The organism is Acinetobacter sp. MF4642 (genome assembly GCF_002018925.1).
GTDB lineage: Bacteria > Pseudomonadota > Gammaproteobacteria > Pseudomonadales > Moraxellaceae > Acinetobacter > Acinetobacter johnsonii.
Window position 1 is genome coordinate 37,139 of record NZ_MVON01000010.1, and the last position, 14,069, is coordinate 51,207.

17 protein-coding genes are annotated in these 14,069 nt (G+C 41.4%); 4 read left to right on the forward strand and 13 right to left on the reverse strand.

Going from position 1 to position 14,069, the window contains the following annotated elements:
- Window positions 1-9 precede the first annotated feature (9 nt).
- The 3 genes from MF4642_RS07470 to MF4642_RS07480 are packed head-to-tail and all read right to left on the reverse strand — an operon-like array spanning window position 10 to window position 2,035.
- Complete coding sequence (locus MF4642_RS07470) at window positions 10-894, reverse strand: alpha/beta hydrolase (RefSeq protein ID WP_010326353.1); 885 nt, start codon at window positions 892-894, stop codon at window positions 10-12.
- Complete coding sequence (locus tag MF4642_RS07475; protein ID WP_010326352.1) at window positions 884-1,567, reverse strand: BON domain-containing protein; 684 nt, start codon at window positions 1,565-1,567, stop codon at window positions 884-886. Before MF4642_RS07475 ends, MF4642_RS07470 begins: the two co-directional genes overlap by 11 nt.
- A 60-nt stretch (window positions 1,568-1,627) precedes the next feature.
- The gene (locus MF4642_RS07480; RefSeq protein ID WP_078425800.1) at window positions 1,628-2,035 is read right to left on the reverse strand and encodes a YraN family protein; all 408 of its coding nucleotides are present in this window, start codon (window positions 2,033-2,035) and stop codon (window positions 1,628-1,630) included.
- A gap of 331 nt (window positions 2,036-2,366) precedes the next feature.
- Between MF4642_RS07480 and rsmI the strand changes: the two genes are divergently transcribed.
- A complete protein-coding gene (rsmI, locus tag MF4642_RS07485) occupies window positions 2,367-3,212 on the forward strand; it encodes a 16S rRNA (cytidine(1402)-2'-O)-methyltransferase (protein WP_078425801.1) in 846 nt (281 codons plus the stop codon).
- Window positions 3,213-3,420: 208 nt separating this feature from the next.
- Here the strand turns inward: rsmI and MF4642_RS07490 are convergent, their stop codons facing one another.
- From MF4642_RS07490 to surE, 3 genes are all read right to left on the reverse strand, one after another.
- Window positions 3,421-4,350 (reverse strand): LysR family transcriptional regulator, encoded by a 930-nt coding sequence (locus tag MF4642_RS07490; protein WP_010326350.1) that lies wholly within the window; start codon window positions 4,348-4,350, stop codon window positions 3,421-3,423.
- 95 nt (window positions 4,351-4,445) lie between these two features.
- The gene (locus tag MF4642_RS07495; RefSeq protein ID WP_078425802.1) at window positions 4,446-5,264 is read right to left on the reverse strand and encodes a peptidoglycan DD-metalloendopeptidase family protein; all 819 of its coding nucleotides are present in this window, start codon (window positions 5,262-5,264) and stop codon (window positions 4,446-4,448) included.
- A 153-nt stretch (window positions 5,265-5,417) separates the two neighbouring features.
- Window positions 5,418-6,188: a 5'/3'-nucleotidase SurE gene (gene surE, locus MF4642_RS07500; RefSeq protein WP_005399784.1), complete on the reverse strand. Its 771-nt coding sequence runs from the start codon at window positions 6,186-6,188 to the stop codon at window positions 5,418-5,420.
- Window positions 6,189-6,343: 155 nt separating this feature from the next.
- Between surE and MF4642_RS07505 the strand changes: the two genes are divergently transcribed.
- From MF4642_RS07505 to MF4642_RS07510, 3 genes are read left to right on the forward strand one after another with little or no spacing between them, the layout of a single operon-like run.
- A complete protein-coding gene (locus MF4642_RS07505) occupies window positions 6,344-7,561 on the forward strand; it encodes a tyrosine-type recombinase/integrase (protein ID WP_078425803.1) in 1,218 nt (405 codons plus the stop codon).
- Between the two features lie 2 nt (window positions 7,562-7,563).
- Window positions 7,564-7,716 carry a hypothetical protein gene (locus tag MF4642_RS16865; protein WP_161489507.1) on the forward strand — a complete coding sequence of 51 codons (153 nt, stop codon included), beginning with the start codon at window positions 7,564-7,566 and terminating at the stop codon, window positions 7,714-7,716.
- A complete protein-coding gene (locus MF4642_RS07510) occupies window positions 7,707-8,360 on the forward strand; it encodes a hypothetical protein (protein ID WP_078425804.1) in 654 nt (217 codons plus the stop codon). The genes MF4642_RS16865 and MF4642_RS07510 overlap by 10 nt, the downstream gene beginning before the upstream one ends.
- Window positions 8,361-8,447: 87 nt before the next feature.
- On the opposite strand, the gene MF4642_RS07515 is transcribed toward MF4642_RS07510, so the two are convergent.
- Genes MF4642_RS07515 through MF4642_RS07545 form a run of 7 tightly spaced genes read right to left on the reverse strand, consistent with a single transcriptional unit; the run spans window position 8,448 to window position 14,036 of the window.
- On the reverse strand, window positions 8,448-9,221 hold the full coding sequence (locus MF4642_RS07515) for an N-acetylmuramoyl-L-alanine amidase (protein WP_078425805.1): 774 nt from the start codon (window positions 9,219-9,221) through the stop codon (window positions 8,448-8,450).
- Window positions 9,218-9,772, reverse strand: coding sequence for a coiled-coil domain-containing protein (locus MF4642_RS07520; protein WP_078425806.1), 555 nt, complete (start codon window positions 9,770-9,772; stop codon window positions 9,218-9,220). The genes MF4642_RS07515 and MF4642_RS07520 overlap by 4 nt, the downstream gene beginning before the upstream one ends.
- Before the next feature lie 59 nt (window positions 9,773-9,831).
- The gene (locus tag MF4642_RS07525) at window positions 9,832-10,062 is read right to left on the reverse strand and encodes a hypothetical protein (protein WP_058869408.1); all 231 of its coding nucleotides are present in this window, start codon (window positions 10,060-10,062) and stop codon (window positions 9,832-9,834) included.
- Window positions 10,055-12,064 carry a hypothetical protein gene (locus MF4642_RS07530; RefSeq protein WP_078425807.1) on the reverse strand — a complete coding sequence of 670 codons (2,010 nt, stop codon included), beginning with the start codon at window positions 12,062-12,064 and terminating at the stop codon, window positions 10,055-10,057. The genes MF4642_RS07525 and MF4642_RS07530 overlap by 8 nt, the downstream gene beginning before the upstream one ends.
- 13 nt (window positions 12,065-12,077) lie before the next feature.
- Entirely contained in the window at window positions 12,078-12,470 is a 393-nt protein-coding gene (locus MF4642_RS07535) for a hypothetical protein (protein WP_078425808.1), read from the reverse strand.
- Entirely contained in the window at window positions 12,467-12,823 is a 357-nt protein-coding gene (locus MF4642_RS07540; protein ID WP_078425809.1) for a hypothetical protein, read from the reverse strand. The genes MF4642_RS07535 and MF4642_RS07540 overlap by 4 nt, the downstream gene beginning before the upstream one ends.
- Window positions 12,813-14,036, reverse strand: a complete 1,224-nt coding sequence (locus MF4642_RS07545; RefSeq protein WP_078425810.1) for a hypothetical protein — start codon at window positions 14,034-14,036, stop codon at window positions 12,813-12,815. Before MF4642_RS07545 ends, MF4642_RS07540 begins: the two co-directional genes overlap by 11 nt.
- Window positions 14,037-14,069 lie beyond the last annotated feature (33 nt).

The following is a 14,069-nucleotide window of genomic DNA, read 5'->3' on the forward strand; positions in this document are numbered from 1 at the left end:
AAAACCCAATTAATGCTTAAGCGCATCCTCGAGCGCCTGCATAATTTTTTGCTTGGTCGTGAAGTAACGACTAAACAAACTCGATACCGAACCAATCATTGAAATATGACCGATGCGTGGCACCGTCCAAAGTTGACTATAGTTACCTTTTTCTTTCAACCTACGATCCAAATCAACAGCATTACTCAACCCGACGACATCATCATTCTCCGCAACCAATAGATAATGTTTAACCCTATTCGACTCGACGAAATAATATGGCATCACTTCCTGATAAGGTCTATTCTGATCAAAAGCATCCGCACAAATTGGATCACCTTTATAGTCAAAATGATAAGGGCCTGCCAAACCAATAATGGCGGTAATTTGACTGCGGCATTGTATTTCATACGGTTTCGGATGATAGAGCGCAGACATCACATTAAATGCGCCCGCAGAATGCCCCATCAACACCACTTTTTCAGTCGAAATTTGATATTTAAGTTGATGTACATTGAGATAATTTAAAGCCAAGCTGAGATCATCAATAGAGGCAGGAAAAATATGCTCAGGCGCCAAGTGGTAGTTAATTACAGCCACATCAAAGCCCTCTTTGGCAAAGGCTTCTCCAATAAAACGATAATCTTTTTTATCGCCATGCATCCATGCACCGCCATGCACAAATACAATCAGAGGACGGTGTTCACGCGGTGTTTGCGTGCGAAAGAGATCTAAACGGTGTCGTGCGCGTAACCCATAAGCTACATTTTCTTGGACCGAATAACCCTTACGCGGTGTTAAACGGTTTAGGGCATAACTACCGACATCATAAATACGAAAGTCACGATAGAGTAATCTTGCATACTCTACCGAACGATTCAGTCTTTGAACAAAAGGCTGAAGCTTATTGAACATTATTTGGCTCAACTTGGTCTGGGTCTATCGCAACAGGCGTTTGCTCTGTCGGTGTTGAATTAATCATTGGTGATGCAAATGCACTGGTCGTTTGCGTCTGTTGCTCTATATTATCCACCAGTGTGATAATTTTAGTCACATTCCCCACTTGCTGTAACACTTGGTTTAAATCGGTAATTTCAGCACCATTTAAACGTCCCATCACATATAACACGCCATCTTCGGTGTGAATACGCACTTTCGCATCTGAAACAACAGCAGCTTTCATGATCAAGCCACGTGTATTTGCTGTAACTGAGGTGTCTTGCATGATGGTGCTATAACTAATTTGGTTTCCAACTGTAATGTAGTTATGCACGGTTTTGACATCCGACATCGCACGCACATTGTCTTCGGCCAACTGACGTAAGTGTTGATCGGGTACTTGTCCTGTTAATAAGACATTGCCATGAAAACTTTCGATATTGACACGTGACTGTTTAAAACGACTGTCCAATTTATATAAGTTAATTTTTGCAGTACGCTCAATTGAAGAGTCAATAAAGACCTGCCCTAATGAACGTGCACCGCTTTCTGTTCCTACAGCGGCTGTTCCTGTCCCACCCGAAATGAAACTTGCACATCCAGATAAACTTGCGACGCATAATACGGTCATTGCAATACGATTGAACACTCAGCAAGACTCCTCAACTTTTCAAACTATTTTAATTCAGCATTTCAGCTTTGATTTTGTTCAAAGATTAATAAAGTCTTGATCAAAAGTAAAAGCATTTTCTATCCATTGCTGATCATAAGTGAATTTTGAAAAATCTTGCTGTATGGTTTTTGCAATTTCTTTAAAAAAATCAAAACAAATCACATCAAAGCGGCAATAATAGTGCTGGAAATGTGGATGATCTTGTAAAAATAACATGGCCGTTTTTGCTATTTTGCGTTGTTTTGAATAGGAAATTGTTTCAATAGCCTGCGCAAAACGCGTTTTTGAGCGTGCTTTGACCTCAACAAAAACCAATTCCTGCCCTTTTTGTACAATCAGATCAATTTCTCCAAAGCGCGAGTGATAATTGGACTGCACATGAACATAACCCTGTTCTTCTAGCACAATCAAAGCTTGTTGCTCTGCCCATTGTCCCAGTTTCATCTCTTTATCTTCCCCCCACTTCTTTTTATTTTTTAATCATCACATTTCGAAAAACTAAATATCGATCAAAAATCTCACGCCTTGATGCTTAAAACCGCTGCTGTGAGTCTCTCGAACCAATCAATTCATTTCATTCTACGTTTTAAAGCTTTCTTGGCGTTTAGATTTCAGTCGAATGTCTTACCAACTCCTGCAAATCCATCGCCGACAATATTCTAACTCACGCCACGACGGACAATTCAGGTAGAATGCTTATCGCGGTATCGGTTGAATGCATCAAAGCACTCAAACCAACCTATCATTTTATTATTTTGCAGCGCGGAGAAAACCCATGAGTGCCCAGTTATTTGTAGTCGCAACCCCTATTGGGCACTTAGATGACATGACTTACCGCGCAATTGATGTAATAAAATCAGTCAAAATCATTGCTGCTGAGGATACACGAACTTCAGCACAATTACTGAAACACTTTAATATTCAAACTCCACTTACCGCATGCCACGATCATAACGAAAGCAACAAAATTGACATCCTTATTCAGCGTTTGTTGAAGGGTGAAGATATGGCGCTTATCAGTGATGCAGGAACACCTCTTATCAGTGATCCGGGCTTTAAATTGGTCCGTGCCGCACAAGAGCATAATATCCGCGTAATCCCTGTACCGGGTGCTTGTGCTGCGATTGCTGCTCTAAGCTCAGTGGGCTTACCAAGTGATCGTTTCAGCTTTGAAGGTTTTTTGTCTTCTAAACAAACCCAACGACTGGCAAGTTTGGAAAAACTCAAAAACGAAACGCAAACCCTAATTTTTTATGAGGCACCACATCGTATTTTAGACAGTGTCAGTGACATGGCTAAAGTCTTTGGTGCTGACCGCCCTGTCGGTTTTGCCCGTGAAATTACCAAAACTTTTGAAACCATCAAGAAGATGACTTTAGGTGAGTTGGTTGAATTTATTGCAAACGATCATCATCAACAAAAAGGTGAAATTGTGCTGGTTGTCGGTGGTGCGACCACTGAAAAAGATATGGCGCAAGAAAAACTCGACCAGCTTTTAACACGTCTCTTACAAGATTTGTCAGTGAAAGCTGCATCACAGTTAGCGGCTGATTTAACCGGCATTAAAAAGAAAATTGCTTACCAACGTGCTTTAGAATTAACACAAGATCAGGCTGAATAGGCTTCAATAGCTTAGAATAAAAGTATTGTTTTTGTTGTGAATGAAAAAAATAAAGAGCAACAGACGTAAGTGCTTTGGCCTTTCTCTACTGCTCTCCGTGTTAAGCGGTTCCATGTGAACCGCTTAACTCAAATTATGTAGTTATTTCATTTAAAATTTATTAGCATGTGTATGGGTTGACTGATCGTCAGTTACAATCTCTATCGAATTAGCTTGCTTCTTGGTAAATACGACCACCGGGTAGTTGGCAAAAGTATTGTTTCAATGCATCCAAACAACGATGGATCTTCATCGGCTGTTGTTCATGCTTTGAAATGATGGCATATAGCGTAAAGTTAGGGAGCTTCCACTCTGGAAGAACTTCCACTAAAGAACCGTTAACCAATTCTTTTTGCACATCCAAATATAAAATACGTGCAACCCCATGCCCATGTTGACATAAAGTCTTTGTCACTAAAATATTATTACTGGCTACTCTTGATTTCATCTCAAGTTTAACCGCATCACCTGTCACCACATTTTTAAAATCAAAATCATGATTATTTTTCATAATCGTGATCGGAATTAGATCATGATTTTTCAAATCTTCAGGTCGTGAAATTGGTGCAGACTGATTCAAATAGCTCGGTGAAGCAACCAAAATCTGTTCCACGCGCGCCAATGGCACGACATGTACGCTTTGATCGTCAACCGTTGGACTCATTCTTAATGCAATATCAATTCGCCCATTCATCAAATCCACATAATGATTATCTGCTTCAATATGAATAGATAATCCGCGATGTGCAGACATCCAATGCGACAAAGCAGGAATCACATGATTGGCACCTAACTCTGGCGTAGTGGCTATTCGCAGCTCACCCACAAGATCATCGCGCAATTCATTGATACGTATTTTGCCACGTTCAGCAGCGGCGAGCATTTCTTGACAGCTGTGGAAAAAAGCCTGGCCTGCTTCAGTTAAATTCAACTTTCTTGTTGAGCGATGTAAAAGAACAACTTCCATCTCTTGCTCTAAAGAACGAATTTGCTGACTCACAGCACTTGTAGTGATGCCTAACTCACGCGCGGCACCACTAAATGAACTCTTTTCGACAACACAAGCAAAAACACCCATTGCCCGTAGTTGATCTAACATAAAATTCTCTCTGGATTCATGAGAAGTTTTCATCTATTTGATAAAAACAACTCATTGTATTATACGGTGAATTTTTTGCGTTGCATCCAGATTTTTTAATTTAATGGTAAAACTATAGTCGGATTGATTGGCTTGCCATCTAAGCGTACTTGGAACTCTAACATGGTGCGCGTTGCACCTGTGGATCCCATTTCAGCAATTTTCTGTCCTGCCGTCACATTTTGACCGCTCTTCACATTCATCGCACTGTTGTGTGCATATGCTGTGATATAACCATCAATATGCTTAACCAAAATTAAGTTCCCATATTCTTTCAATCCGTCTGCTGCATACACCACTTGGCCATCTGCTGCTGCATAAATTGGATTACCTTGGTTACCAGCATAGCGAATACCTTTCACATTATTTGCTAAATTATAACCTTGCAAAACAGCGCCATTACTTGGTTTTACCCAGCGTAAAGTTGAACTTTTCGAGCTCACAACAGGTGCGGTCGGTACTTTAGCAGGAGTTGTTGTGGTTGTTGTGGTCGTATTTTGACTCGGGAGGCCAACATTTTGACGTTGAATTGGAGCGGTTTGTGTAATAGGTTGCGTCGTGGTTGTACGCGGACTACCCGAACCTTTTAAACGTAATGACTGCCCCACATAAATACGGTACGGCGCAGCAATATCATTCATGTCTGCAACAGAGGTATAACTCAGCCCATAACGAGTTGCAATACCGCTCAGCGTGTCGCCTGAACGAACTGTATAATAGTCTGGTGCTTTCGCAAAACGTGTTGCATTGTTAACCTGTGGTTTAGAAGCACAACCACTCAAAATAACAGTTGAAACTACAGCAGTAGATAACACGACAGTTTTCAGTAGTGCTGTAGGAATTGCAATGAAACGAATTTGAGACAACACAGACATTTATCTTACTCTCTAAAAATACAAAAAATAATCAGTTTAATTTGTGCTAAGATTAGCAAAAAAGTATGTGAAAATAGTATCTCTGCGCGTATTTTCACAAAGTTATAACAAACAGCTGAATACACTCCCTGTATTGCTCAGCTGTAGCGACTTTTACGCACTTATTTGCCCTTGTAATGCATGCAAAACTTCATAGTTGGTTGCATCCATCTGAATAGGCGTAATACTGACAAAACCATTTGCCACAGCGAAAAAGTCTGACTCTACCTCATCATAGCCTCTTTTCGGTTCTGCCACAGCTTCACCTGCAAGCCCAATCCAGTACACTTGACGACCACGTGGGTCAACATGACTGGTAATCGGCTTAGACTGACGACGACGTCCTTGATAAGTAATTTTAGCGCCCTGTAACTCAGCAACATCTGGAATATTAATATTTAAAATATGGCGTGGTGGCAATGCAGGCAAACCTTGCTTCACAAAATCATGCACCCACTGTGCGGCATGATGATAATCTTCTGGGCTGTTGTACGAACGCACTTCAGGGCCCGCAAGTGATACCGCAATGGCTGGCTGTTTCATTAGACGCCCTTCAAATGCTGCTCCAACTGTACCTGAGTAGAGTACATCATCACCCAAGTTTGCCCCGCTATTGATGCCACTAACAACCAGATCAAACTCAAAGTCAAATAAGCCATTCATGGACAAATAGACACAGTCGGCGGGTGTTCCATTGACTGCCCACATGTCGGGTGCAATTTCGATTGGGCGTAAGGGTCGATCTAAAGTCAAAGCACTGGAAAAACCACTGCGTTCACTTTCGGGTGCTACAATCACCACGCGACCTAATGGACGTAAAGCATGTGCGAGCGCTTGAATACCTGGTGCAAAAACACCATCGTCATTAGCTATTAAAATATTCACTATAATCTACTTGAATCTACATTAGTCTAAAAAATCCTTTACACCCCTTTATTTATCTATTTCTTTAATCTATTTTAGTCTGTATTGGTTCGCACTAATCTGTCAAAAAAACGGGTACTGTGGCGGGTAACTTATTTAATTGAACGGGTAACTTGATGCTCTCAGATACCAAGATAAAATCTTTAAAGCCTAAAGAAAAAATGTACAGAGTGCTTGATGCAGAAAGGTTATACATTGAAGTAAGACCCTCTGGCAAGAAGATATGGCGCTTTAAATACACTCTGAATAGCAAAGAGGGAACTGTAAGTTTTGGTGAATACCCTATCGTTTCACTTGCTGAAGCGCGTAAAAAGAAAGACGAATCTAAAGCGCTATTAAAGGATGACATTAACCCGGTAGATGATAAGAAGAAAAAGAAGATTGAGGCTGTGACCGCCACGACCAATACTTTTAAGGCTGTAGCTGAAGAATACGCTTTGGAACAGATGAAATATAAAAGTGAGGACTACATAGAACAGTTCAAGCGATCAATGCGAAAGGATATTTATAAAGTTATTGGCCATAAGCCTGTAAAAGATGTCAATTCCTCCGACGTGCTCACTATTATGAAAGACACTATGGTTAGGGTGAAGAAGCTTAGTCACTACGGCACAGGTGAAGCAGCAGCCAATCAGAACCGCAGATTTGTCAGTCTAGTAATGAAATATGCCATTGTTACCCTCAGAGCAGATAACGACCCCACATACGCTGTTAGGAGTGCCATAGAGGCTCCTGAAATTGAACATGCACGACCATTAGAGAAAGATGAGCGCATCAAGCTAAGAACGCGCCTAGAGTTGTACGGTGGCACAACAACGGTCAGAAATGCCTGTCTAGCTATGATGTATTCTATGTTGCGTGCATCTGAAATTAGACGCATGCAATGGTCCTTTGTGGATTTTAATGAAAAAGTGATTGAGTTTCCCAAGGCATCGAGACGACGCAAACAGGAGCGTAGCAACAAAAAGAATCATATTCATTTAGTTCCGATGTCGGATCAGCTGTGTGCCTTACTTAAAGAGCAGTATGAAATTTCTCAAAATGAGACTTACGTTTTTTCAGCGCCATTTAAAAATGATGAGATGTTGGCGAGAACAACACTAAATAGAGCATTGGTTTTTATTGGGTTGCCGGAAGTTACTACACATGATTTTAGAGCGACCGCTTCCACTTTGTTAAATGAGAAAGGTTATAATCCCGATTGGATCAATAAGCAGTTAGCGCATGTTGAAGAAAATAAAACAAGGGCGACATACAATCATGCAAAATGGTTGGATGATCGTAGGCAAATGCTCCAAGATTGGGCGGATATTGTTGATGGATGGAAAGAATAAAAATGAAAACATGGGAACAGTATTATATTGAGCAGTGCGTGACGTTGTCTCAGCCATGGGATAAGAAATTAGGCTGGTGTATCTGGCATAGTTGTTTTGAATATTGGGATGGATGTACGAGTGAGTATGCTGTTTTGAGTGGGGTGTGGAGTTGATCAATATAAGGAATTTTGTTGCAAAAACTCTGGCGATAACTTTTATTATTCTATTGTTTTTATTTGCCTTTACTTGGATTATTTTTGACTTTCAGAATTCTAGTGACTCTATAAAAGACACATGGATTATTGTTAGCTCATTGTTTAGCGGTATAGCTACTTTGGCTGCTGCATATATTGCCACGCAACTGTTTAATGACTGGAGGGAGCAACACAATAAAACAATTCTTGCTAACGAAGCGAAGGCTGTTTTTAAGAAGCTTAGCAACTCATTTTTATTATTAGCAACATACCAACAAACGGTTAGAAGGCTTTTGGGTCAAAATGCTACTTTTACAATGTCCCAAGTTAAGGGTTCACTTGGGCCTTTAATTGACTTTAATCAGGAAATGACTGTTGACTTAAAATATTTCGAGGACCTTGCACAACTATCCCAAATTACTCCACATATTCGTGAATACAACAACTGTGTTAGAAAACATATAGATTATATAGATACATTCTATTCAAACCCTAAAAATCAAAACATCTCACAAATTTTTATTGATAATTGTGAAAGTTTTACTGAAGATCTTGCTCCAATAACACACTCAATAAAAGAGATTTTAATAGACTATATTTTGGTGCGAGATGCCCTCACTTAAAGAGCCTTCACACAAATCCCCACATTCACATTCGTCGTAATTGAATGCGCTGTGCAACCTGATAGGAGGAGGCACAGCAATAAAACCTTAATTGCGCTTTTCATATTCAATTAGAACTTTAGCCACAGCCTTAGCAGCCGACCAATATCGAGCATTGAATTGAAATAATTCTTCTTCATTGGAAATGAAACCAAGCTCTACAATTAAACCGCCATTGCTGATAAATCCGAGCTTTCCTCGTGCAGATTGGCTTTGATCAATCCAACCATTGTCACCACGTAAACGACTGCCAAACACATCTGCTACAGCTTTCGATAAATCTTGAGCCAGTTTCTTATCTTTCGGTAATGCAATGGTTTCAATGCCATTCGCTTGCTTTGATGTAGCAGCATTCATATGGAATTCAACAGCTACAGATGAGCCTTTAATGAGTTTGATGGCGGCATTTAAATCCTGATTGAGTATACCGACCCCATCCGTTTTATATTGAATGCCTGCCTCACGTAAATAGTAAGCCACTGCATTACGGAATTGAGAAGCCAGTTCGGCTTCTTTAAATTTTCCATTCACTGCACCAGGATCTTTATTAGAGTGCCCTGCTGTGACCGTGACAAATTGATTTACTTCATGCAGTTCAGGCTGCTTTTTAAGTCGAGCAAGCACCATAGCTACACCAACGAAAATCCCCACCCATTCAGCAACGTTTTCAGGAATCTTGTTTTTCAACTCTTGCGGAATCACTGCCCAGACATTTAAAAACTGCTCTGAGAATAAAATCAGGGCGTAAAAAAAGGCGCTAATTGCGCCCACTTGTACTGACTTGAGTTTCCAAGCCTGTTTCCAGTTATCAATCAATTTCATTTTTCTCTCACATTTCGTTCGTAAAGTTTGTTTCGGATTTCTTCAACTGTTCTCAAAAGCTGATCAGATTGTTTTTCAAGAACCTGAATACTTTGAGCGTTGGTTGTGGCTTGAGTATTTACCGTGTCTGTTTTGCTCGTTTGGGTATTCCAAGCGACAACGAATAAGCCTGCTAAGAAAATGCCGCCAAAGCGTACAAGGTTAGTGATGCTGTCGATCTTGGTTTTGCTTTCATGCAGCACTCTGATCTGTGAATCCACCTCCTTAAATCTTGGCTCAACTTCATTTCTGAGCTGCTTAATCTCACTTTTGAAGTTTGACTTTGCGCGGTCCAAATCTTCTTGCAGATTGTCGCGAGTTTGAGTTAAGTCATTTCGTGTCTGCTGATGCTCTTTATTGAGCTGCTCTAACTGCATATTCATGCGGTCAAGTTTTTGAGGCATCTCAGCTAACTTATCCATGTTTTTGGATATGTCGCTGATCTTGTCTGAGATAGCAAGCAACTGCCCCGCTGTCGCTACTGGTGGGTCAGATGAGTAGTCATTTGGCATTGTGCCCCCTAAATTTTGGTAATAAAAAAGCACCCGGAGGTGCCATATACTTTCTAAACTTAAACTTCGATTTGAATCACTTCACCCAATGGCGCGAGTCGTTTAATCTCACCATCAGATACAAATACGGATGCTCCAAGGTTGTAGCGCGTTGAACTGGTCACTAGATTTAGGCCTGATCCACCTACTACCAACACTTTGTAGTTGGGATGGTCCACGCTGGTAATGGTTCCTACAAACTCTGCAGCTGTAGGAAGCAAATCAATTAAACGCTGTAATGCATTACTCACGATTTACACGCTCCACTTTCACGGTCTGATTGACCACCGCATGACTGAACGAGACGCTGACACTATCTACAATGCCCCACCATTCCGCATTAAAAGCCAGCACTTCTCCTGGTACACACTCACCTACTTCAGGCGAAATCGGCATGCTATAGGTATGGGTTTCGACCATTCCTGCTTTGGCAAGTTTGGCTTTACCATATGCCCCCATGCTGACATGGTTAAACATTGGATTGTTTTCAGGCTGAAGTAGGGTATCAGCACTGGTTCCAGTGCGTTTCACTTGGGCGACCAACGCCTTTCGATCATTGGTCAGCGTGATGCCGTTGTAATCAGGATAGATTTGATAATCGGTGGACTGACTTACCACCGCGGACTCAGGCAACAAGCGATCATATTCAGCGATCGACAACACATCCCAAAAGGTCTTTTTGTAAATAGGCTTGATCGTCAGGGTATTGCTGCCCTTTTCGCTATAAATAAACCCACCGCCACTTTCAACCACCATCTTGATGGCATCGATCGGTGCTAAATTGGAATAGCTTAAGCATTCACGTTCAACGACCCAGCCCAGTGCATCGATCAACTGCCAATTCAGTACCGTATCGCTAAACACACGATCCAGTTCCGCCTGACACAACTGGACTGAGGTTCGATCGTTCTCTTGTAAGAATGAGCGTAAAGGCGCAGTCGGTGCAGCAAGCAGTGCCGTTTGACTGCGTCCAATTAAGGTGTAGGTATCTTGGGCGAACTTACGAGAACGTCTGCGGTTCTCAAGCAACATTTGATGCTCGATACCATTCACGATAATCTTTAAAATCACAGGTTGGCCATTGATCGGTTCAAGTTTGCCAATCTCAGATGCCGGTACGGTCAAACTATAGGACCAACACCAGCAGCTGCGATCGGTACTGTAATTCCCGTCATAGACTTCAATCGCTACGCCATTGTCTTGGCGTGTCACAGATAAACTATTCAATATGTACCACCAATTACGATTTGGTATGCCAGGGATGCAATCATCTGCACCGAAGTTGAGTTCAACATTGTGCACATCCAGCTCATCACACAAGCAAACAAACTCTAGATCACCCGTACCCTCATATTCAGGAATTTCAGGTTCTGGCCATGGTTCAATCGGATGCTTGCGATAATGAATGGATTTGGCTTTATCCCAAGGGATCTCATCTTGTGTGACTAGCTCCAGCCCTTTGTCCCAATCAAAGCTAAAGCGCTTTTCAAAGACGTGTGCGACCTCATGTGAAAATGAGATATTTCGGCGTTTACGTATCATCTCCTGATGGGAGAATTCACGATTCAATCGAAGCTTGATCGATTCATCAAAATACAAATCACGTGCAATGCGAATTTTGAGATTTTCTTGCCAGCGCACACTTTGGTTACGACTAAGATTCGCGCCCTGGTCAAACGCTGCATGGATGGATTCAGACAAAGTCCTTCCATGCTGAAAGCCAATATCATTGCCATGGTTGATCACCAACCCACGATCGTAAAAAAAGGTGTCATTTGACACCCTGAGTACTGGTTTCGCCCATGGTATTTCTGTTGATCCAAGCTGGGTGATTGCACGCTCAAATACAGCACTGAATCTCAGCTCAACACCCAATTGATGATTAATATCAAATAAGGCACCAAACACCGGATCGAATGACGTGTTGATCACAGCATCAAGTGCACAATACGTATTAATCCCCACCACGTTCAGCTCAGGGGTAAATCCTGTAAGGATCGTGGCTTCAAGCTGTGCTGTTTGCCCTGATACAGTATGAAACTCTGCGTGGAATGAGACATCAATTTCAGATTCAAGTGCATTGAAATCTAAACGCTGTGCCTGAAACAAAGCCCAAAACGTGATATCAATCGTGGCTTCTAGTGATGCGAGATTTTGTTCATCCGCACCAAAGTTAAGATCGGTAGAGCCCGTTACAATGTCTTTAAAATTAAGATTTACATGATGTGCATCAGGTGGAATATAGTTCGCCACATGTCCACCTCTTTTATGTAGATGGTTTGAGGATCAATGAGTTCATCATCAAAGTGCTTCCCAAAACCAGTTCAGGATTGGCCAGCTCTATATCCGTACCCACGGTAAAGTCAGCAACAGCTTCACCAGCACCATTGAGTAAGCGTGCCCATGTTGCAACACCTTCCTTCGTTACCGTTGCTGCATCAGTTTGATTCAGCTCGATACGGTCAGCATGCATGGTCTTTAAGCATGGCTTAGGCAAAGTTAGGATCACCAGTTTTGCAGCATTATTGGCAGCCACTGAGACCGAAGCAGGTTTCGCATCATCATAAAAAATAAAGGAAGCATTTGCGCTTCCTTGATCGAGGTATGTGGCCAGTGCTTGGAGTTGTGCAAGACTTGCATTTAGTGAGGGTTGAATCATTTGGCCACCAGTTTGTCTGAGATGACTGCGTTATATTGCCCATTGGGATCAAAGGCCACCACAAAGCACTCCAGTCCTACAGCAATGTTCCGAAACGAATAAGTACCATCTGGCTTTGAAACTGTTTCCCAAAGCAACTGCCGAGTACTTCGCTTAAAACAACATACAGGCACAGGTGAGTAGTTTTGACCGAGCTTTTTTGTTGTTCCCTTGACCACTCCAAAGCCCTGATTATTGTTAAGTATGACCATAATCTGCTTTGAAAATGATCCCACTACATATCCCATAGCTTCCAACTTTTGTTGGTTGGCTGTATATCCACCTAAAAACATTCTAAAGATTTTAATTCTCAATTTTTATTTCCTCGATAGGAAACGCATAAAACACAGCATAATCAGGTGAGCCTGCATCACTAATATAGTGCAATATGATTTTATGACTTAAATCAATATCTGCTGTCTCACTTGGAGATTGACTTGAGTTCATTGCTGGAATATCTATGCCCAATTTGACTTTATAGGCACCATACAAACAACCAAGAATTTGCCCGTTACCTTGTGCATACACACACATTGTCTCAGCCGTAGTTGTGTTGAAAGAATCTAGGTTGGATGGAAGAAATGAGCTTAATGCTTGTTTTCGATAATCGATATATGAATATGGGGGGCTGTTTACTGGCACGCTATGAAATAATACCTGTACTGCTCCCAAATATGCCTTCGCTGAAGCAAGCATATTTCCATTCGACGCACCAGTAATGTTGCCATATGAACTTCCAATAACAACTGGGTATTTGATTGCATTATAGTTAAATGTATTTGTAGGCAAGATAGCAGCTATGCAACCATATCCTGTCGTGTTTGCTGTACTTGTAAGCATCACAAAATGATATGCACTGCCAATAGTTAGGGCTTTTCCAAAATTTGAAAAACCTTGTGTATAGCTGTAATTGTTAAAGGTTGCATTTGCAGCTTGTTGCAAATCCCATTTAAAACCATCTCCCGGCGTGAGAATTTCTTTATTTTCTCCTAACGCATTGGGGTCTGTGATAATGCCAGTTACAGGATCATATGATTTTCCTACACAAGGACTAATACAGTTACGTCTAGCAGATTGGTTTTGAAAACACAGTCTTAAAAAGAGATCCGATTCATCTAGCGATTTAAATTTATAGACTTGAATATTTAATTGTTCATAAACTAGTGCATAACCCATCGAAGCAATTTTTGTGGTAAATCCACCTGCAACTGCAGATGGAGCAGCATCAATGGTCATAGTGAGTGTAGTTGCGGTGACTGCATCAATCCAAAACTCCCCGTCATTTATTTCCGCCAATGGCCCTGAATTGATCTTAAGCACCCGATCTGCAGCATAACCATGGGACACACCGTAGTTCAGTGTTACTTGATTACCAGTCACCGAAACACTGGCCACAGTCTGTTCGTTATAGCCTTGTGACAGCATTTTCTTAAAGCGATCAGGAAACAGATTTTTTGAGCCAGCACAAAAGTCCAAACCTACATCTGCAAAATCAAACATCTTGGTCTGTGTTTGCTTCATTGCCATTATGTTTTACCCATAAAAAAACCGCCGAAGCGG

Bases quoted from the DNA above. Each gene is read 5' to 3' on its own strand.
- MF4642_RS07470 (WP_010326353.1), bottom strand. From the start codon at position 894: ATGTTCAATAAGCTTCAGCCTTTTGTTCAAAGACTGAATCGTTCGGTA.
- MF4642_RS07480 (WP_078425800.1), bottom strand. From the start codon at position 2,035: ATGAAACTGGGACAATGGGCAGAGCAACAAGCTTTGATTGTGCTAGAA.
- rsmI (WP_078425801.1), top strand. From the start codon at position 2,367: ATGAGTGCCCAGTTATTTGTAGTCGCAACCCCTATTGGGCACTTAGAT.
- MF4642_RS07490 (WP_010326350.1), bottom strand. From the start codon at position 4,350: ATGTTAGATCAACTACGGGCAATGGGTGTTTTTGCTTGTGTTGTCGAA.
- MF4642_RS07495 (WP_078425802.1), bottom strand. From the start codon at position 5,264: ATGTCTGTGTTGTCTCAAATTCGTTTCATTGCAATTCCTACAGCACTA.
- MF4642_RS07505 (WP_078425803.1), top strand. From the start codon at position 6,344: ATGCTCTCAGATACCAAGATAAAATCTTTAAAGCCTAAAGAAAAAATG.
- MF4642_RS16865 (WP_161489507.1), top strand. From the start codon at position 7,564: ATGAAAACATGGGAACAGTATTATATTGAGCAGTGCGTGACGTTGTCT.
- MF4642_RS07515 (WP_078425805.1), bottom strand. From the start codon at position 9,221: ATGAAATTGATTGATAACTGGAAACAGGCTTGGAAACTCAAGTCAGTA.
- MF4642_RS07520 (WP_078425806.1), bottom strand. From the start codon at position 9,772: ATGCCAAATGACTACTCATCTGACCCACCAGTAGCGACAGCGGGGCAG.
- MF4642_RS07535 (WP_078425808.1), bottom strand. From the start codon at position 12,470: ATGATTCAACCCTCACTAAATGCAAGTCTTGCACAACTCCAAGCACTG.
- MF4642_RS07545 (WP_078425810.1), bottom strand. From the start codon at position 14,036: ATGGCAATGAAGCAAACACAGACCAAGATGTTTGATTTTGCAGATGTA.